Source organism: Bradyrhizobium sp. KBS0727, from assembly GCF_005937885.2.
Classification (GTDB): domain Bacteria; phylum Pseudomonadota; class Alphaproteobacteria; order Rhizobiales; family Xanthobacteraceae; genus Bradyrhizobium.
The window spans coordinates 6,127,337-6,147,075 of the sequence record NZ_CP042176.1 but is presented as its reverse complement, the minus strand read 5'-3'; the positions used below and the strand labels follow the sequence as shown (position 1 = coordinate 6,147,075).

The following is a 19,739-nucleotide window of genomic DNA, read 5'->3' as shown; positions in this document are numbered from 1 at the left end:
TGTGGTCCATGGATTAGATATCGGTGATAACGCTGCGTAATTCCATCACGGTCTCGCAATTGTCGTTGTCGTCCCTGCGAAAGCAGGGACCCATACTCCGCGGCCCATCCGTGAGGGGCTGTAGCTTAAGTCGTTTCTCCTTACCACGGCCGGTGGTTATGGGTCCCTGCGCCCGTGCGCAATTGCGCACTAGGCAGGGACGACGGCGGGCTTTTTCGGACACGGCACGTTGACACCTCCCGGGGAGTCGAGGAGAAAGCGCCGTGACGATTGCCCCACCCGATAACAGCCCCGTGAGACCGGCCCGTCCTGCCATGCCGCCATGGCTTGGTGCGAGATGGCTTGGCGTGGTGGGGCTGATCGCCCTCCTGACCGTGATGCGGATCGTCTATGCCGGCGCCATGGAACTGCGCACCGACGAGGCCTATTACTGGACCTGGTCGAAGGAGAGTGCGCTTTCCTTCCTCGATCACCCTCCCGGCATCGCCTGGATGATCCGGTTTGGCACCGCCATTTTCGGCGATACCAATCTCGGGGTTCGGTTTGGTGGCATCGTGGCGATGCTGGTCACGCAGTTGCTGCTCGCCGATATCGTCCGGCGCGTGACCCATGATTTTCGCGCCGTCGTGTTCGCGGTGCTGATGCCGGAGGCGGCGCTTTACTACGGCCTGCTGATGGCGAAGGTGGCGCCGGACACGGCGATGATCCCGTTTGCGACCGCGATGCTGTGGGCGCTGGTTCGGCTCCATGAGAGCGGTAACGCGCGCTGGTGGCTCGCCGCGGGCCTGTTCGCCGGGCTGGCGCTGCTGTCGAAATTCACCGCCGTGATGCTGGCGCCGGCGGTAGTGGCATTTGCGCTGGTGCCGGACTGGCGGCGGCGCTGGCTGCTCAGCCCGTATCCGTGGCTGGCGGCGCTGATCGCGGTCGTGGTGTTCCTGCCGGTGCTGATCTGGAACGCGCAGCACGACTGGGCGTCGTTCCGCTTCCAATTCGTGCGCGCGGTAGCGACCCATGCGTTGTCGTTCCGCACCGTCGGCGACTTCTTCGGCCTGCAGTTTGGCCTGGTCGGGTTCGTGCTGCTGCCGGTGGTGTTGTCCGGGGTGACGTTGACGGCGTGGCGCGGCTACCGCCGTCGCGAGCCGGTCGCGATCCTGCTGTCGACCGCCGTGCTGGTGCCGTTCCTGTATTTCTTCTGGAAGTCGCTGACGCTGCGGGTCGGCGATACCTGGCCGATGTTCCTGTGGCCGGCCGGCTTTGCCGCCACCGTGATCAACCTTTTCATGCTGTCCCGCGAGGGCTGGCCGGACTGGATGGTGAAGTCGTCGTTCGCCTGGGCGAGGGTGGCCGTCATTTCCGGCATCGCCTTCGTCGTCGCCGTGTTCCTCTACTATGTCGCGGCGCCCTGGAATTTCATCGGCCGGTCCGATCCGGTCGGCGGCGAGGCGGGCTATCAGCGGGTCGTGGAGCGCGCGCGCGACCAGTTGCAGAAGACCGGTGCTGCCTGGATCGCGACCACGGATTATCGCACCTATGCGATGCTGCGCTGGTATTTCAACGGCAGCGGCGTGCCCGTCGTCCAGATCAACGAGCGTGGCCGGTTCCAGGATTTTCGCGATCCCGGCATGGATCGGATCAGGGATCACACCGGCCTCTATGTCGGGCGCGAGCCGGACAATCAGTTGCCGCTGTGGAATCTGACGACGGCGAAGCGGCAGCCGCTCGAACGGGTCGAACGCAGCTGGCGCGGCATCGTGATGGATACCTACGCGTTGGAAAAAATCACCGGCTGGACCCCCGATCTCTCGCCGCCACTGGACTCGCCACTGTTCAACTGGCGCGTGCTGGCGGGGACGGTGGGGGGCGAGGGCGTGGCGTCTTAAGGCGTAGCTGTCGTGCATGGGGTTTTCTCAGGCCGTCACAAGTGAGACGTCATTCCGGGGCGCGAAGCGAACCCGGAATCTCGAGATTCCGGGTTCGATGCTTCGCATCGCCCCGGAATGACAGAACATAAACATGACTTCACATTCTCGCGGCGCGTTGCGCCCGAGGTTTTGCTGGAAACCTTGCCCTCGAAAAATAGAGGGCGCGGGGAAGACCGGATGCGCGCTGCACCCGCGGTCTCGCGTGCGATTGTGCATTAGAAATGCTGCACACGAGCATACAGGTTCAGCGGAGAACACCCGGCCTTCCCTGCGCAATGGCTTTACGGCTTATACGATTTCGTCCTGGTGACCGGCTTTCTTGCCACCATCGCCGTGAGAAGCTTTCGCTCCCGCCGACTTGACGCCAGCACCGGGGCGTGGGACCCAAACGATTTCGCCGTACGCTTTTGCCACGCTCGTCAGTCGCGGCCTTCGCGTCCATCGCATCCCACCGCACGGTCGTGACGATCGCGATCGCCCCTCTTGCCGCGGTAGACGGGCGAAGTTGAACGACTGATTTGCCCGACGGGGCAACGGAAATATTTTTGCACGAGGGTCTGGACAGGTTTTGGTGATTTGCCCGTCGTGCCAATTTGTCGCAGATCGCCGTCACATTCAGGACGACGTGATTCCACTTGTCCGCTCCACAAGACCTGCGCGCGAGGGCGCAGGGTCGAACCGATCGGCGAAATACTGCGTCTCGTGCGCCACCAGTCCGTCGCGGAATTCCATGATGCTTACCGTGTAGGAGGGTACGCCATCATAGCTGAGCACGAATTCAGTAACCCAGAGATCGCCGCTGCCGATCATTCGCCGGATCGTAAAGCGCTTGGTGTTGGGCTGAACGCGTCGGCTCTCCTGAATATTGTGCCGGCCGCGGATCCGCTCGCCCGATTGCGGATAATCAAGCACGGCATCCTCGCGGTAGATTTCGTGTTCGGCATCGAAATCGCTCGCATCGGAAGCGTCCCAATGGCGCTGGAGCGCTGCCCGCACGGTTTGATCATCCATCTCGATCTCCTGCCTGTGCCCGGCGCGGTGGCGCCGTGGCCGTTATCCGCGGGGAGCAGATATCACTCCGGGCGATCACCAGGTTCGCTCAATGCCCAATAGCGGACATTGTCATTGCGCGGCTCTGATCGCCGCCATGTTTGATGTTAAACTTATTCGAGACCCTGCACACAGCCTCGTGACACCAGCAACGGAACCCTTATCCACCTATTGCGTGTGCACCGCACTCTGACTAAAAAAGCTTCGGGGAAATGCAGACTCCCCGTCAGACGGTTCCCGTCCAAGATCTGCGCAACGCTCGATTTGTCGAGAGGATTGCGCATGGATGGCCGACAGCTCCCAATCTTGACAAGCGCGCTTTGTGGACCGATCGCCGTTGACACGGCGCCGACCGATTGTGTTCACGAGAGCTCGTCGGTCACTTATTCCGGAAGTGCACAGCAGGTCAGCGAAGGCTTTGCCGTTGCGTTACGTGCAATGGGATTCGAGGCCGGCATTCTGCCACCAGATATTGCGCAGTCCGACGCCACCCCAAACCCGGAGGACAGCTCATGAGTTTCAAACCTTGGCATGTGGCCACGATCCTTGCCGCCTTGTTCGCGACAACCGCCAACGCTCAGGAAATCGACTGGCAGAAAGTCGATGACGCATTCGGGAGGAACCCCGCGGTATCGGGCGACGTGCACCGCTACGGTTTTCCCCGCACCGACCTGACCGTGACACTCGACGGCGTCACCATCAAGCCGGCGCTGGCGCTCGGCGGCTGGGTCGCGTTCAAGCCGATGCACGGAGAGGCCATGGTGATGGGCGACCTCGTGCTGCTGGAAACTGAAATCAATCCGGTCATGCTCAAGTTGATCGAAGGCGGGCTTGAGATCACCGCCGTCCACAATCACCTGCTTCGCGCCAGCCCCGCGACGTTCTACATGCATGTCGGAGGCCACGGCGATCCGGCCAAAATGGCTAGCGTTATTCGCGATGCCCTGACGGCGAGCAAGACTCCGCTCGCGACACCGGCCGCGTCGGCGCCTCCGCCGGCCGTCGACCTCGACACCGCACAGCTCGATCAGATCATCGGCGTCAAAGGGCAGGCGAACGGCGGTGTCTATCAATTTGCCGTGCCGCGCCGTGATCCGGTCACGGAAAATGGCATGCAGATGAGTCCGGTCGGGCCGATGGGCGTGGCGATCGCCATCGGTTTTCAGCCCACCGGCGGCGGCAAGGCGGCGATCACCGGGGATTTCGTTTTGTCCGGCGACGAGGTGAACCCGGTCATCAGGGCATTGCGATCAAACGGCATCGACGTGACCGCCGTTCACAGCCACATGCTGGACGAACAGCCTCGGCTGTTCTTCCTTCATTTCTGGGCCCATGATGATGCGTTGAAACTTGCCCGGGGCCTGCGCGCGGCACTCGACAAGACCGCCAGCACGAAGAGCTAGAGTTGGAGGAGTTCAATCAAGCGACGCGCTTGAAGACCGCGAAAGAGTCGATGACGAGACGTTGCGCAAGGCTGTACGGGTATTGCGCCTGTTGGCCGGCCCGTCGGTGATTGTGCCGGCATTGGAGTCTTGCGGTCGCCGATCCGGCACTTGCGAGAGCGCTCGCGCCAGACTAGTTTGACACCACGGGGAAAATGCAGACTCCCCGTTAGACGGTCTCCGTCCAAGCTCTGCGCAGCTCTCGATGTTCGAGGAGATTGCGCGTGGACGATGCCAGGGCCGATTTTCTATTGCTTCCTTACCAGATTGTGATCAGCGCAACCCTCAGCGCACGCGGCGCTATGAGGTCATCATGCCGCTGAAAATAGTCGGAACCATCGCCATACCAGGCGCCGCAGGCAGCGAGTTCGATCACGCCGCCTTCGATGCGAAGAGCCGGCGTGTCTTCATTGCACACACGGCACGCGATTGTATCGAGGTAATCGACCACGACGCTGGCCGCCACCTGGCAACGCTGCCGGGATTTCCGGGCGTGGCCGGGGCCGTCGCCGACGACGGACAGATTCTGGCAACCAACCGCGGCAACGCCAGCGTCGCCTTGCTTGATGCCGTCACGCTGGAAACCGGTGCCGTGTTCAAGACCGGCGCGCGACCGAACGGCGCCGTGATCGTAGCCCGATCCGGACTGGCGATCGCAGCCTGTATCGGTAATGACACCGAAGCGCCGACATTGCAGCTTTTCGGATTGCACGACCACAAACACGTATCGATCGACCTCCCGGGGCGCCCTCGCTGGTGCGTCACCGACGCCGATGCCGGGCGTATATTTCTCTGCATCCGCGAGCCCTCGATGGTGCTGGTGGCACAGCTACCGGACCTTGGCGTGGTGACGCATTGGAAAATCCCGTCATCGGGCGCTCACGGTCTCGACATCGATCATACCAGAAGCAGGCTTTATGTTGCCTGTGACGACAGAACCCTGGTCGAGATGAACAGCGCAACGGGCGAAGTCACCAACGTGTGGCCGATCGGAGGTCCGCCCGACGTCACGTTCTTCAATCCGGCAACCGGCCTGGTTCATGTCGCCATCGGAGAGCCCGGGCTTGTCGAATCCATCGATCCGCGGAATGGCCACGGCACGCGAACCGTGACCGGGGCAGGCGCGCATACAACGGCGCTGGTGGCGCCGGACCAGCTCTACGTGATTTCACCCGCGCATGGCGGCGTCCTCGTCCTCTCGGACGTCTGACGTCCGCCGCGCCAACAGCCGAGCAGGAGAACCAGAATGAAATGGATCACCCGAGAAAAGGTCAAGGTCGACCGCGTTGCATGTCCATGGCTCATCAAGAAGTTCGTCGATGAGGACGCCGAGTTCTTTTTCGTTCCTGGAGAGAAAGTCATGGCGGAGGCGAAGCGCCTCGATGCCATTCCCTATGACGTCAAGGATGTCGAGCTTGGTCATCACGGCAAGGAGTGCTCGTTCGAAGCAATCCTGAAAAAGTACAAGTTGACCGGCGATCCCGCGCTGATGTTGCTCGGGCGGATCGTCAATGGCGCCGATACCGATAACACGTTGTACCATCAACCGGAGGGACCCGGCCTGGAGGCGGTCGCCGAAGGCTTTCGGCATCTCGGCTTCAAGGACGACCACGCGCATAATGCGGCGGCGTGGATCGTCTATGACGCGCTCTATGCGTATTGCGGCGAGATGGTCAGGCGCGGCAAGCCACATGGTGACTTCATGAGTTGATGCTTCGCTTGCCGTCGCTTGAGCACCAAAGGCAATTGTGATACAGAAATAGCTCGGGCCATCGACAACCGCCCGATGAGCTCCCGCAGCCAAGGGTTGTTTCGCTCCATGAAGGAGATGAAACATGGCTTGCGGCAGCACGATCAACAATCCAACCAATACTCTCGCAGCTTCAGTCTCTTTTCCGGCGCTTGGATGGTCCTGGAGAACCCCGGCTGGGTGGCTGGCCGGAATAGCACTGTGGTTGGAACGACGGGACCAGTACAGGCAACTTCTCGAATTTGATGATCGGCTGCTCGCCGACATTGGCGTATCGAAGACGGATGTTGAAGAAGTGCGAAGGTCTCCCTTGTACATGGACGCGTGGTGCGACAGCCGATGACGGTCCGATGCTCGCTCTGGGGTCGTTTGTAGAGATTGGTCCGGGCGAAACGATCATCCGCCAGGATTACCTCACGCCTCGTCGTCCCGCTTGCGCAACAGGTCCTTGGCGAGGTCTGCCAGCGCCGGGCGCGGCAGCGCGGTGAACGGCAGCGGGCGGGTGACGTCGATGGCGGCGAGGCCAAGCCGCGCCGTCAGCAGGCCGTTGAGTACGCCTTCGCCGAGGCGCTGCGAGAGCTTGGCCGCGATGCCGTGGCCGAGCATCTGCTGGATCAGGCTGTCGCTGGCGGCCATGCCGCCGGTGATGGCGAGATGTCCGATGACATGGCGCATCAGGCGGATCATGCCGAGCGTGCCCGGCCGCCCGCCATAGAGCAGCGCCAGTTGCCGGATCATCCGCAACGACGCCACCAATACGAACAGTACGTCGATCAGCGCGCGCGGGCTCACGGCGGTGACGACAGAGACCCGCTGTGCCGCCGTCGAGACCAGTCGCCGCGCTTCCTGATCGAGCGGCGTCATCAATTCGCGCTCGGCCAGCTTGATCATGTCGGCGCCGTCGATGATATCGTCGGCATGGCCGGCCAGCGCGGCGCGGGCCCGCGCCAGTTGCGGGTTCTGGTGAGCGAGCTTGACCAGGTCGGCCACGACGGCCCGGCTCGCGGCGCGGTCGTCGCTGCGCAAAACTTCCGCAGCGCGCAGATGCAGTTTTTCGATGGTGGCCAACCGCGCCAGGGCGAACGCCTCGCGCGCGATCACCACCGTCAGCGCCAGGGTGGCGGCGGCGGCGAATGCGATGCCCAGGAAGCCGAGGCTTTCGCTGCGCGCAAACAGATCCTCGACCAGATTGACGATGCCGAGCCCGGTGCCGAGCAGCACCAGTCCGCCGACGGCAGCAAAGAACAGCGTGCCCCAGCGAAAGCCGCGACGCACCGGCACCAGCGGCGCATCGACCAGCACCGGCAGCAGCGACGGATCGCTCTCCGGCGTGATGCGCACCGTGCCGCGGGCAGGGCGGCCGGTCTCGTCAGAATCCATCACGACCACGCCGGGATCGTCGAGCTTGAACGTTGCCGGCCGCCGATGCGGCGTTTTCTCGCTCATTGCAGTCGGTCTCCGATCAGGAACTGAAGGGCGCGGTCAAGGCGGATGTGAGGCAGTGCAGGCTCTTCCGCGCCCTCCTGTGCGACCCGTGGCGGCCGGAAGCGCAGGAAACGGAAATCGGCCTTGTCGAAGGGCGTGCTGGAGAGGCCGCGAAACCCGCCGTTGAACAGTTGCTCGGGATTGTCGGGCAGGTCGCCCGGAAAGGTCGCCACTTCGGTTTCGCCGTCAAAAGTCTCGCCATTGGCGACCTCGCCCGGCGCGGGCGTGCCGAGGATGGACGGCAGCTTGTCGCGACCGCGGGTGACGACCGCCTCGCGGGTGGCGCGCACCGCTGACAGCGCGACGACGTCGATCGCGGCACCGGCAACTTCGGCGCGGCCGGCGGCCTTGGCGACCGCACGCCGCAACACCGCTTCCAGCCGGTCATGGCTCTGGTGGTGCAGATGATCGGCCTTGGTGGCGGCAAACAGAATGCGGTCGATCCGCGGCCGGAACAGATTGCTGAGCAGCGTGCCGCGTCCGATCCGGAAGCAATCCAGAATGCCTGCGAGGGCGGCTTCGAGATCGTGCAGCGCCTCCGGCCCGGCGTTGAAGGCGGCGAGCGCGTCGACCAGCACGATCTGGCGATCGAGCCGGGCGAAGTGATCGCGAAAGAACGGCCGCACCACGACGTCCTTGTAGGCTTCATAACGCCGCTTCATCATCGCCCACAGCGAACCGTCGGGAGCCGTTCCGTCGGCGGCGACGTCGAGCGGCGCAAAGGTCAGCGCCGGCGTGCCCGCCATGTTGCCCGGCATCAGGAAACGTCCGGGCGGCAACAGGCTCATGGCGAAGCGCTCGTCGCGGCAGGCGCGCAGGTAGTCGGTGAAAAGCTTTGCGGCCGTCAGCGCGGCCTGTTCGTCCTCGCGGCCTTCGGCGCTCAACGTCGCCAGATGCTCATGCCAGGGCGCGGCGAGTTTGAGGCGCGGGCCTTCCCTCGACAATGCGAGGCTTTCGGCCGACCACTGCTCGTAGCTTTTGGCGAGCAGCGGCAGGTCGAGCAGCCATTCGCCGGGATAGTCGACGATGTCGATGGTCAGCGTCCGGTCCGCGCCATTTTGCCGCTGATAGTCGATCACCAGCCGCAGTTCCGAAATGTCGACGGTGGAGCTCGGCCAGCGCCGCTGCTCGATCAGGGAGCGGAGATGGTTCTCGTAATCGAAGCGCGGCACCGCATCGTCCGGCTGCGGCTCGAGCCGGGCGCGGGCGATCCGCCCCGACGCATAGGGCTCGAACACCGGAAACCGGCCGCCGCGGGTCAGGCCGTGGATCAGCGCCGTGATGAACACGGTCTTGCCGGCGCGCGACAGCCCGGTGACGCCGAGCCGCACGGTGGGATTGAAGAAGCCCTCGCCGTAATCCAATAGCGCCCGCGCCGACAGGCGCGCTTCCTCGACGATGTCTGAAAAACTCGGGGCCATGCGGGCGGGAAAGCTCGATGTGGGAGAGGAGGGGCGCGAACCCCCGAAAAGTGGCGATTGGCGGGCCGAAATCAAGCGCTCGTCATACCCCGCGAAGGCGGGGTATCCAGTAATCGCCGGAGCACGAAAAGGCCACAGCGGTGGAATACTGGATCATCCGCTTTCGCGGATGATGACGGCGGTATTCCAGCGCTTGAACCGTTCGTTGACCTCGCCGGACCCGAGTCTTATGGGTTTATGTCTTATGGCTCCCAGACCCCTTTCGGAAGGCCGTCATGACGATCTTCAGACTGAAGCAAATCGCATCGACTTCGATCCACGCGGCGGCCGGCGCCATGCACTGGAACTACGACCGCACTGAGCTGATCGCCGACGGCGTCGTGCACATCGTCGGCGTCTGTCTCGGCCTGGTGGCGGCCACCGCGCTGATCGTGCTGGCGGCCGTTTATGCCAGCGCGATCGACGTTGCCGCGGTGTCGGTCTATGCCGCCGGCCTGCTGGCGATGCTGGCGATGTCGGCGACCTACAATCTCTGGCCGGTATCATCAGCCAAATGGGTGTTGCGGCGGTTCGATCATTCCGCGATCTATCTGTTGATCGCCGCGACCTATACGCCGCTGATCATGGAATTGAAGGACAGCACCTTCGCCATCGTACTGCTGATCGGGGTGTGGTGCGTCGCCATCATCGGCATCGTGCTGAAACTGGCGCGGCCGGGACGATACGATCGCACCGCCGTCGGCCTCTATCTCGCTTTGGGCTGGAGCGGCGTGATGCTGTACGATCAGGTCGTGAAGGCGCTGCCGAATCTCGCGCTGGGGTTCGTCGTCGCAGGCGGCGTGCTGTATAGTCTGGGCGTGATCTTCCACGCCTGGCAGCGGCTGCGCTTCCAGAACGCGATCTGGCATGGCTTCGTCTTGCTTGGCGCGGCGTGCCATTATACGGCTATCCTCGATCTGGTCCTGACGTAGGAACGAAGACTTTTATTTTTTGAGCATGATCTTTTCGGAAAACCGGTTCCCACTTTTCCGGATCATGCTGTAAGGGAGGTCGGCCATGCAGGTGAACGGCAAAGTCGTGGTCGTGACGGGGGGCGGCAACGGTATCGGCAAGGCGATGTGCGAGGCGTTCCACCGCGCCGGCGCCGCCAAGGTGGTGGTCGCCGATATCGATCCGGCAGCCGCGCGAGCCGTTGCCACCCCGATCGGTGGAGCGGCCTTCAAATGCGATGTCGGAAAAGAGAAGGACATCCTTCACGTCATCGAGGAGACCGAGAAGCAATTCGGCCCGATCGCGTTGTTCTGCTCCAATGCCGGTATCGGCGGCGGCTTCGATCCGCTGTCGGCCAACGCGGGCGGAACCTCCGACGAACCATGGTCGCGGAGTTGGGCCGTTCATGTGATGGCGCATGTCTATGCGGCGCGGCATCTGATCCCGCGCATGAAGGCGCGCGGCGGCGGCTATTTCCTCAACACGATTTCGGCGGCGGGACTGCTTTCGCAGGTCGGAAGTCCGGCCTATTCGACCACCAAGCACGCCGCGGTGGGGTTTGCGGAAAATCTCGCTATTTCGCACAAGGATGATGGCATCAAGGTCTCCATTCTGTGCCCGCAGGGCGTCGATACCGCGATGCTGCGCTCGATCCCGAAGGGCCCGCAATCCGGCGACGGCGATCTGACGCCGGAGCAGGTGGCGCAGGATGTTTTGGCCGGACTCGAGCAGGAGACGTTCGTCATTCTGCCGCATCCGCAGGTGCTGGGCTATATGCGCAAGAAGACCGAGAATTACGACCGCTGGATTGCCGGCATGGCGAAGATCCAGGCCAAGATGCGGGAGGCGTATGGGAAGTGACGCCTCTTGGCGTCATTCCGGGTTCGATGCTTCGCATCGCCCCGGAATGACAGCATCTAACTCTTCTTCGCGTACAGCAGCGGCACCGCCGAATCCACCATCACCTCGATCAGGCTGACGCCGTCATGCGCGAGCCCGCGCTTCAGCGCAGCGGCAAGCTCCGATGATTTGGCGACCCGCACCGCATCGCAGCCCATGCCTTCGGCGAGTTTGACGAAATCGATGCCGGGCAGTTCGAGGCCCGGTACATTGCGCACCTGCATCACCTGGCTGAACGAGCGCATCGCGCCGTAGCCGGAATTGTTGATGACGACGACCGTCAGCGGCAGCTTGCGTTGCGCCGCGGTCCACAGCGCCTGGATCGAATACATCGCCGAGCCGTCGCCGATCAGGCAGACGGTGCGCACGCCGGGCCGCCCCAGCGCCATGCCGACCGCGGCGGGCAGGCTCCAGCCGAGGCCGCCGCTCGCCATGGTGTAGAAACTGTCCTGGCCGCGCATCGGCATGAATTTTTGCATCGCCGGACGGTGCGACGGCGCTTCCTCGACCAGCGCCGCATCACTGGGCATGGCGTGAAACAGCGCGTCGAGCAGATATTCGACCGGGATCGGATCGGCCGCGGATGGCTTTGGCGGCAGCACGCGGCCAGCCGCTGCGGTGCGCCTGGTTTCCGGCAGCAGGTCGAGCAGCATCGACAGCGCCGGCTTCATGGTGGCGACGATGCTGGTACCGACAGGCGTCACGGCGGCGGCGGTCGGATCGTCGGTGATCTGGAAGATCGTGGTCGCGCCATCGAAGATCGACGCATGGCCCTCGACATGGAACGTAAACACCGGCGCGCCGATCACGACCACCAGATCATGCGCGCGCAATGCGTCCGACAGTTGTCCCGGCGAGGCGTGCAGGAAGCCCGCGAATTGCGGATGCCGTTCCGGGAAAGAACAACGCGCCGAGAACGGGCTGACCCAGACCGCGGCTTTCGTCTTCTCCGCCACCCGCACCATCAGGTCGACGGCTGCGGCACGATCGACGCCGGGGCCGATCGCCAGCGCGGGGTGCTTTGCTTCCGACAGCGCCGCGACCAGCGACTTCATCGCGGCCGGATCAGGTCCGAGTTCGCGGCTGACCTGGCGGACCTCGATCGATTGCGCCGGGCGCGTCCAGTCGTCGATCGGCACCGAGACGAAGGTCGGCCCGCATGGCGGCTGCATCGCCACGTAATAGGCGCGCGCGATCGCGGCCGGCACGTCTTCGGCCCGCGCCGGCTCGACGCTGTATTTGACGTAAGGCCGCGGAAATTCCGACGCGCGTTCGGCCTGGAGAAACGCCTGCAGCGGCAGGATCGAGCGCGCCTGCTGGCCGGCGGTGATCACCAGCGGCGTCTGGTTGCGGTGCGCGGTGTAGATGTTGCCGAGCGCGTTGCCGACGCCGGCAGCGGAATGCAGGTTGACGAAGCCGGCATTGCGGGTCGCCTGCGCATAGCCGTCGGCCATGCCGATGACGGAGGCTTCCTGCAGGCCCAGCACGTAGTCGATGTCGTCAGGCCAGTCGCTCAGGAACGGCAGTTCGGTCGAGCCGGGATTGCCGAACACGCGTTTGACGCCGAACGCGCGGAGCAGGGTGAAGGTGGCGTCCTTGACGGTGGTGGAGGCTTTGGCTGGCTTTTTGGACAATTGCTTGCGTCCTCGGAGTTATGCCGTCATTCCGGGGCGATGCGTAGCATCGAACCCGGAATGACGGGGAACCAAATCACCACGTCGCCGTGCCCTTCATGGTCGGCTGGCCCTCTGCATTCGCGGTCCACAGTTCCGTGCCGGCGGCGATGTCGTTGGCGTTGACGGAGAATTCGCTGCCTTCGAACAAAGGCTGCAGGCCCCGATAGCTGAACTTCTTCGGCGGCGTGCCGCCGTGAAGTTTTGCAGCGAACTCGACAATCAGAGCCGCCTGCAACGGGCCGTGGAAGATCAGGCCCGGATAGCCCTCGACCTTGGTGGCGTAATCGCGGTCGTAATGAATGCGGTGGCCGTTGAAGGTCAGCGCGGAGTAGCGAAACAGCAGCACGGGATCGCTGACATGGCTTTCGCGATGTTTCGCGACCGGCGCCGGCGGTGACGCCTTGGCTGAAGCTGCCGGCGTCGCGCCGCCCACGTCGCGATAGACCAGATCCTGGCGCTCGCGAATTGCCATGCCGCGCGGCGTCGTGATGATGTGCTCGACGGAGACGAAGCACAGCACGCCGGTCGAACCGGTCTTGATCGTCACGTCAGTAATGCGCGAGGTCCGCTCGGAGTCATCGCCGACGCGCAAGGGTTCGAAGAATTCCAGCTCGCCGCCGGCCCACATCCGGCGCGGCAGCGGCACCGGCGGCAGAAAACCGCCGCGGGTCGGGTGGCCGTCGGGGCCGAGCATCGACATCGGAAACACCGGCTGTGCCAGGCACCAATGCGTGGTCCAGGGTGCGGCGTCGCCCGTCTTCGGCTCGCCGATGTCCTGAAACAGCGTCGCGCGCAAACCTTTCACCAGGTGCGCGGTGACGATGTCGGACGCCTCGGTGGTCTTGCCGATCCACTGGCGCAGATGATCCAGGTCGAGATTTTCGACGACAGCTTCGGTCATGACTTGGTACTCCCAGCGCGAGCGGTCTTGGGAAGTTCGACGTGTTGGCCGATCGCCGGCACGGCGCCGTAGTGCCTTTCCTCGCCGACGAAGATCGCGGCGGGCGCGGCATAGTTCACCTTGCCGTTCGGCGTGTCGACCTCGATGCGGCGCAGATGCGGATGGACCGCGAGGTCGGCCATGGTGTTGACCTCGGCGAAGGCGATGTCGGCGTCGTCCAGCCGCTTGAGGAGATCGACGCGGTTCATGGTCGCAAAACTGTCGGCCACCGTCTTGTCGGTCAGCGCGCGGTTGCGCACGCGCTCGACCATGTTGGCGAAGCGCGGATCGTTCGGCAGGTCAGGCTGGTCCAGCACATCCGAACACAGCTTCTTCCATTCGCGCTCGCTCTGGATCGAGATCAGGATGCCCTTGCCGTCTTTCGAGTTGAACACGCCGTAGGGCGCGATCGAGGGATGGGCGAGCGCCATCCGCTTCGGCGGATTGCCGGCCTCGGAATTGATCAGCGGCACCGCCATCCAGTCGGCCATCACGTCGAACATCGAAATCCGGATGTCGGCGCCCTTGCCGGTGCGTCCGCGGGCGATCAGTGCTTCGAGGATCGCCGCATGCGCGGTGGCGCCGGTCGAGATATCGACGACCGAGATGCCGACCCGCGACGGGCCTTCCGGGCCGCCGGTGATCGAGGCGAGGCCACTCTCGGCCTGGATCAGGAGGTCATAGGCCTTGCGGTCGGCATAGGGGCCAGTATCGCCGTAGCCCGAGATGGTGCAGCAGATCAGCGCCGGATAATCCTTGCGCAGCCGTTCCAGCGAGAAGCCGAGCTTGTCCATCGAGCCGGGCTTGAGGTTCTGCAGCAGCACGTCGGCGCTGGCGATCAGCTCTTCGAGCGCGGCGCGGCCTTCTTTGGTCGCAAGATCGATCACCACGGAATTCTTGCCGCGGTTGAGCCAGACGAAATAGCTGCTCTGGCCCTTGGCGGCGGCGTCGTAGCCGCGGGCGAAGTCGCCCTCGGGGCGTTCGACCTTGATGACATGGGCGCCGGCATCCGCCAGCCGCGAACTGCAGAATGGTGCTGCGACAGCCTGTTCGACGGCGACGACGATCAATCCTTCCAGCGGCAACATCTGATGTTCTCAGTAGGAGCGGGGCATGCCGAGCACATGCTCGGCGACATAGGACAGGATCAGGTTGGTCGAGATCGGCGCCACCTGATACAGCCGGGTTTCGCGGAACTTGCGCTCGACGTCGTATTCTTCCGCGAAGCCGAAGCCGCCAAAAGTCTGCACGCAGGCATTGGCCGCATCCCAGGCCGCATCCGCCGCCAGCATCTTGGACATGTTGGCCTCGGCGCCGCAGTCGAGCCCGGCCTCGTATTTGCGGGTGGCTTCCTTCACCATCAATTCGGCGGCGCGCATCGAGGCGTAGGCCTTGGCGATCGGGAACTGGACGCCCTGATTCTGGCCGATCGGACGGCCGAACACCACGCGCTCTTTGGCGTAGGCGGTGGATTTCGCCGTGAACCATTTGGCATCGCCGATACATTCCGACGCGATCAGGATGCGCTCGGCATTCATGCCGGAGAGGATGTAGCGGAACCCCTTGCCCTCGTCGCCGATCAGGTTTTCGGCCGGCACCTTCATGTCGGTGAAGAACACTTCGGTGGTGGCGTGGTTCATCATGGTGCGGATCGGGCGGATTTCGAGACCGTTGCCCTTCGCCTCGCGCATGTCGACGATGAACACCGACAGCCCGTCGGTGCGCTTCTTGGCGTCTTCCTTCGGCGTGGTGCGCGCCAGCAGGATCATCAGGTCGGAATGTTCAGCGCGGCTGGTCCAGATCTTCTGACCGTTGACGATGTAGTGGTCGCCGTCGCGCCGCGCGACGGTTTTCAACGAGGAGGTGTCGGTGCCGCTGGTCGGCTCGGTGACGCCGAACGCCTGCAGCCGCAATTCGCCGCTGGCGATCTTCGGCAGCCACTTCGCCTTCTGGGCGTCGCTGCCGTGCCGCAGCAGTGTGCCCATGGTGTACATCTGGGCGTGGCAGCCGCCGCCGTTGCAGCCGGCGCGCTGGATCTCTTCGAGGATCGCTGCCGCTGCCGACAGTTTCAGCCCGGCGCCGCCATATTCCTCGGGGATAAGCACCGAGAGGTAGCCGGCTTCCGTCAGCGCGTTCACGAACTCCTTCGGGTAGGCCATCTGGCGGTCGAGCTTGCGCCAGTATTCGCCCGGAAACTGGGCGCAGAGCTTGGCGACGGCGTCGCGGATGTCGTGGAATTCGTCTTGTTGTTCTGATGCGGTCATTGGATTTACTGGCGATGGCTATGGGTTGATGTCAATTGCTGATCGGCGTGCCGTTGTGAAGCCACCGCAAACTCCCTATGCTGTTTTGTTATAGCGTATGAACCTGCATTCGAAGACTGGCAAGTATGGATCTGCGTCAGCTCAGAACGTTCAGTTGCGTGGCTGAACTGGGCAGCCTCAGCAAGGCGTCCGACACGCTGCGGGTGGCGCAGCCCGCGCTCAGCCGTCAGATCAAGCTGCTCGAGCATGAGTTGCGGGCCGAGCTCTTTACCCGAAACGGCAGAGGCATGGTGCTGACCGAGGCCGGCCGCCTGCTGCTGGCGAGGACGGCGGGCATCGTCCGGCAGATCGACCAGATCCGCGACGATATCCAGTCCTCCGGAGGACCGCCGTCCGGGCGCGTGGTGCTGGGGCTGGTTCCGACCGTGAGCTGCGTGCTTTCGGCGCGGCTTGCCCGGCGCACCGTGGAAAGCTTCCCCGGCATTTCCCTGTGCATCGTGGAGAGCTACAGCGGACACCTGATGGAATGGCTGCACCGCGGCGAGATGGACCTGGCGGTCATCTATGGGCCGTCGAGCGACCTGCATTTGACCGTGCAGAGCCTCGGCCGCGACGACATCGTGGCGGTGGGGCCGCGCGGCAGCGGGCTGGCTCAAAAAAAGCAGGTCGATATCGCCTGGCTGCTTCGGCAGCGGCTGGTCCTGCCCAGTCATTCGCATGGGCTCCGGGCGTTGATCGAGCACGCGGCGGCGAAGAAGAAATGGAAGCTCGACGTGCAGCTGGAAGCCGATTCCTTCCGGGTCCTCACCAGCCTGGTCGAAGAAGGGCTGGGATACACGCTGCTGCCGCCGTCGTCGGTGCGCCATGAGGTCGCCGACGGCCGGCTGGAAACGGCCAGGATTTCCAGGCCGGCGCCGACGCGCGAATTGACCCTTGCCTCCCCGCTCGACCATCCGGGCTCAAAAGCCATCACGCTCATTACCACGCTTCTCCGCAACGAAATCAGCGCATGCCGTGCAGAGGGCCTCTGGGAAATCACGCTTGCCTGAGCCCGGTCCGACGGGGGCTTAGTAGAACAGATAGACCGGGCGCGGCCTTATCATCTGGTTCAAGCTGCCATGCCGCAATTCGATAGGGCGGCGCCACGTGAAGGCGACCGCAGGCCCGGCGGATTGCGAGGGGTGCCCGGGACCAGGTTCGATCTAGGCCGGGATACGAACCGGTAGCTGTTCGATGCCGCGGACGAAGCTGGAATAGACCCGCTTCGGCTCGCCGACCACCTCGATGCGGTCGAAACGCTTGAGCATCTCCTGCCAGACGATCTTCAGTTGCAGCTCGGCGAGCCGCATGCCGACGCAGCGGTGAATGCCGAAGCCGAACGACAGATGGGTGCGGGGCCGGGCACGGTCGATGATGAACTCTTCCGGCTTCTCGATGCCTTCCTCGTCGCGATTGCCGGAGACGTACCACATCACGACGCGGTCGCCCTTGCTGATCTTCTTGCCGCCGAGCTCGGTATCGACCAGCGCGGTGCGGCGCATATGGGCCAGCGGGGTCTGCCAGCGGATCACTTCCGGCACCATGGTGTCGATCAGATCAGGGTTGTCGCGCAGCTTCTGGTACTGGTCCGGGTGCTCGTTCAGCGCCAGCACCGAGCCGCTCATGGTGTTGCGGGTGGTGTCGTTGCCGCCGACGATCAACAGGATGATGTTGCCCATCAGGTTGTCGGGATCCATGTGGCGCGTCGCATCGCTGTGCGCCATCATGGAGATGAGGTCGTTGCGCGGCGGCGCATTGACGCGTTCGTTCCACAGTCTGGTGAAGTACGCCGCGCATTCGTCCATTTCCTGGCGGCGCTGCTCGGCGGATTCGACGACGCCGCTCTTCGGCAGCGCGGTCGAGACGTCGGACCAGCGCGTCAGCTTGCTGCGCTCCTCGAACGGAAAGTCGAACAGCGTTGCCAGCATCTGCGTGGTCAGCTCGATCGACACCCGCTCGACGAAATTGAAAGTCTCGTTGCGGGGCAGGTTCTCGATCACCTTGATGGCGCGCTCGCGGATCAGTTTGGCGAGTTCGTCCAGATGGGTCGGCGTGAACATCGGCGACACGGTCTTGCGCTGCGACGAATGCTTCGGCTGGTCCATCGCAATGAAGCTTGGGTAGTCGTAGCCCGGCGGAACGTCGCGGATCGAGATGCCGCCCAGCGTGGAGTCGGACGAGAAGATGCCATGGTTGGTGTCGACATGCATGATGTCGTTGTATTTGGTCACCGACCAGTAGGGCTCGATCGGCGCATTGGTGCAGTAATGCACCGGCTCTTCCTTGCGCAGCCGCTCGAACCACGGCCACAGCGTATCGTTCTGGAACAGCTTTGGCGCACCGGGATGAAAATCCTTCAGCGGCGTGGAATAGGCCTCTTCGCGCGCGGCGCGCAGAAGCTCATTCTTGTCTGCTCTGATGGAGCTCAGGACGTTCATCGTCGATGTTCCCGTGGTGAAGTGAGGTTAGCCGGCGATGCGAACCGGCAGGGTCTCGTAGCCTTTGACGAAACTGGAATATACCCGCTTCGGCTCGCTCACCACCTCAATATTGTCGAACCGCTTGAGGATTTCTTCCCAGATAATCTTCAATTGCAGCTCGGCGAGCCTCAAGCCCACGCAACGATGAATGCCGAAGCCGAACGAGATGTGGGTACGAGGCCGGGCGCGGTCGATGATGAAGTCATTGGGGCGGTCGATCACATCCTCGTCGCGGTTGCCCGAGACGTACCACATCACGACCTTGTCGCCCTTCTTGATCTGCCGGCCGCGGAACTCGAAATCCGAAAGCGCGGTGCGGCGCATATGCGCCAGCGGCGTCTGCCAGCGGATCACCTCCGGCACGAAACTGTCGATCAGCGCGTGATTTTCGCGCAGCTTGCGGTACTGGTCCGGATTCTTAGCCAGCGCATAGATGCTGCCCGACAGCGTGTTGCGGGTGGTGTCGTTGCCGCCGACGATCAGGAGGATCAGGTTGCCGAGGAAATTCTTCGGGTCCATGTCGCGGGTGGCGTCGGAATGCGCCATCATCGACAACAGGTCGCTCTTCGGCGGCTGATTGATCCGCTCCTTCCAGAGCCTTGCAAAATAGGTCGCGCATTCCATCAGTTCGGCCTGCCGCTCGTCCTCGGTGGCGACGACGCCGTCCGGGCCGGGCAGGGTGGTGGCGACGTCGGACCAGCGGGTCAGCTTGCGGCGATCCTCCCAGGGGAAGTCGAACAGTACGGCGAGCATCTGGGTGGTCAGCTCGATTGAGACCTGGTCGACCCAGTCGAAAATTTCGCCCTTCGGCAGATTGTCGAGGCATTCGGCCGAGCGCTTGCGGATGTTGATCGCGAGCTGGTCGAGATGGGTCGGGGTGAACATCGGCGCCACGGTCTTGCGCTGGGCGCCGTGGCGCGGCTGATCCATGGCGATGAAGCTTTCGCGGCGCAGGTCGGGATCGACGTCGCGGATGGTGATGCCGCCGAGCGAGGACGCCGACGAGAACACCGCATGGTTGGTCTCGATGTCCATGATGTCGTTGTATTTGGTCACCGACCAATACGGCCCGAACATGCTGTCCTTGCAGTAATGCACCGGGTCTTCGCGGCGCAGCCGGTCGAAATAGGGCCAGAACGAGTCGGTCCTGAACAGTTCGGGATGGCTGACGTCGATATCGGCAAGCGGCAGCGAGTTGGCCTTGTCGCGCGCGGCCCGCAGATGGGAATCTCCGGAGAGTTCGATCGTTCCGTGCATAAGGCGTCTCCTGATTGTGTCCCCGCCGTGGTTGGTCCCGGAGGGTGGTCATTTCGGCGAATTACAGCCCGTTGCAGGCGCCAGAGCAAGCGGGAGTTTGCCGCATCTGCGGTATACCAGAGC

Annotated in this window: 17 protein-coding genes; 8 read left to right on the top strand and 9 right to left on the bottom strand. The window is 63.6% G+C overall.

Annotated elements, in window-relative coordinates; translation table 11 throughout:
* Positions 1-314 precede the first annotated feature (314 nt).
* Entirely contained in the window at positions 315-1,880 is a 1,566-nt protein-coding gene (locus FFI89_RS28690) for a glycosyltransferase family 39 protein (RefSeq protein WP_138835799.1), read from the top strand.
* 657 nt (positions 1,881-2,537) lie between these two features.
* Here FFI89_RS28690 and FFI89_RS28685 read toward each other — a convergent pair.
* On the bottom strand, positions 2,538-2,933 hold the full coding sequence (locus tag FFI89_RS28685; RefSeq protein ID WP_138830882.1) for a nuclear transport factor 2 family protein: 396 nt from the start codon (positions 2,931-2,933) through the stop codon (positions 2,538-2,540).
* A gap of 551 nt (positions 2,934-3,484) precedes the next feature.
* Between FFI89_RS28685 and FFI89_RS28680 the strand changes: the two genes are divergently transcribed.
* From FFI89_RS28680 to FFI89_RS28665, 4 genes are all read left to right on the top strand, one after another.
* Entirely contained in the window at positions 3,485-4,375 is an 891-nt protein-coding gene (locus FFI89_RS28680; protein WP_138830881.1) for a DUF1259 domain-containing protein, read from the top strand.
* A 244-nt stretch (positions 4,376-4,619) separates the two neighbouring features.
* Entirely contained in the window at positions 4,620-5,624 is a 1,005-nt protein-coding gene (locus tag FFI89_RS28675) for a YncE family protein (protein ID WP_138830880.1), read from the top strand.
* 36 nt (positions 5,625-5,660) lie between these two features.
* Entirely contained in the window at positions 5,661-6,125 is a 465-nt protein-coding gene (locus FFI89_RS28670) for a chromate resistance protein ChrB domain-containing protein (protein ID WP_138830879.1), read from the top strand.
* A 124-nt stretch (positions 6,126-6,249) separates the two neighbouring features.
* A complete protein-coding gene (locus tag FFI89_RS28665; protein WP_138830878.1) occupies positions 6,250-6,507 on the top strand; it encodes a DUF1127 domain-containing protein in 258 nt (85 codons plus the stop codon).
* A 71-nt stretch (positions 6,508-6,578) separates the two neighbouring features.
* Here the strand turns inward: FFI89_RS28665 and FFI89_RS28660 are convergent, their stop codons facing one another.
* Both FFI89_RS28660 and FFI89_RS28655 read right to left on the bottom strand, forming a co-directional pair.
* Positions 6,579-7,610, bottom strand: coding sequence for a YcjF family protein (locus FFI89_RS28660; protein ID WP_138830877.1), 1,032 nt, complete (start codon positions 7,608-7,610; stop codon positions 6,579-6,581).
* Complete coding sequence (locus FFI89_RS28655; RefSeq protein WP_138830876.1) at positions 7,607-9,070, bottom strand: YcjX family protein; 1,464 nt, start codon at positions 9,068-9,070, stop codon at positions 7,607-7,609. The genes FFI89_RS28660 and FFI89_RS28655 overlap by 4 nt, the downstream gene beginning before the upstream one ends.
* A gap of 275 nt (positions 9,071-9,345) precedes the next feature.
* Between FFI89_RS28655 and FFI89_RS28650 the strand changes: the two genes are divergently transcribed.
* Positions 9,346-10,041 (top strand): hemolysin III family protein, encoded by a 696-nt coding sequence (locus tag FFI89_RS28650; RefSeq protein ID WP_138830875.1) that lies wholly within the window; start codon positions 9,346-9,348, stop codon positions 10,039-10,041.
* Between the two features lie 85 nt (positions 10,042-10,126).
* On the top strand, positions 10,127-10,921 hold the full coding sequence (locus tag FFI89_RS28645) for an SDR family oxidoreductase (RefSeq protein ID WP_138830874.1): 795 nt from the start codon (positions 10,127-10,129) through the stop codon (positions 10,919-10,921).
* A gap of 56 nt (positions 10,922-10,977) precedes the next feature.
* Here the strand turns inward: FFI89_RS28645 and mdlC are convergent, their stop codons facing one another.
* The 4 genes from mdlC to FFI89_RS28625 form a co-directional block, all read right to left on the bottom strand.
* Positions 10,978-12,594 (bottom strand): benzoylformate decarboxylase, encoded by a 1,617-nt coding sequence (gene mdlC, locus FFI89_RS28640; RefSeq protein WP_138830873.1) that lies wholly within the window; start codon positions 12,592-12,594, stop codon positions 10,978-10,980.
* Between the two features lie 76 nt (positions 12,595-12,670).
* Positions 12,671-13,537 (bottom strand): MaoC family dehydratase N-terminal domain-containing protein, encoded by an 867-nt coding sequence (locus FFI89_RS28635; protein WP_138830872.1) that lies wholly within the window; start codon positions 13,535-13,537, stop codon positions 12,671-12,673.
* Entirely contained in the window at positions 13,534-14,664 is a 1,131-nt protein-coding gene (locus FFI89_RS28630; protein ID WP_138830871.1) for a CaiB/BaiF CoA-transferase family protein, read from the bottom strand. The genes FFI89_RS28635 and FFI89_RS28630 overlap by 4 nt, the downstream gene beginning before the upstream one ends.
* Positions 14,665-14,673: 9 nt before the next feature.
* Positions 14,674-15,840 (bottom strand): acyl-CoA dehydrogenase family protein, encoded by a 1,167-nt coding sequence (locus tag FFI89_RS28625; RefSeq protein ID WP_138830870.1) that lies wholly within the window; start codon positions 15,838-15,840, stop codon positions 14,674-14,676.
* A gap of 125 nt (positions 15,841-15,965) precedes the next feature.
* Here FFI89_RS28625 and FFI89_RS28620 point away from each other — a divergent pair, with 125 nt between their 5' ends.
* On the top strand, positions 15,966-16,889 hold the full coding sequence (locus FFI89_RS28620; RefSeq protein ID WP_138830869.1) for a LysR substrate-binding domain-containing protein: 924 nt from the start codon (positions 15,966-15,968) through the stop codon (positions 16,887-16,889).
* A 153-nt stretch (positions 16,890-17,042) separates the two neighbouring features.
* On the opposite strand, the gene FFI89_RS28615 is transcribed toward FFI89_RS28620, so the two are convergent.
* Together FFI89_RS28615 and FFI89_RS28610 are read right to left on the bottom strand one after the other, a co-directional pair.
* Positions 17,043-18,317: a cytochrome P450 gene (locus tag FFI89_RS28615; protein ID WP_138830868.1), complete on the bottom strand. Its 1,275-nt coding sequence runs from the start codon at positions 18,315-18,317 to the stop codon at positions 17,043-17,045.
* Between the two features lie 27 nt (positions 18,318-18,344).
* Positions 18,345-19,616: a cytochrome P450 gene (locus tag FFI89_RS28610; RefSeq protein WP_138830867.1), complete on the bottom strand. Its 1,272-nt coding sequence runs from the start codon at positions 19,614-19,616 to the stop codon at positions 18,345-18,347.
* Between the last annotated feature and the right edge of the window lie 123 nt (positions 19,617-19,739).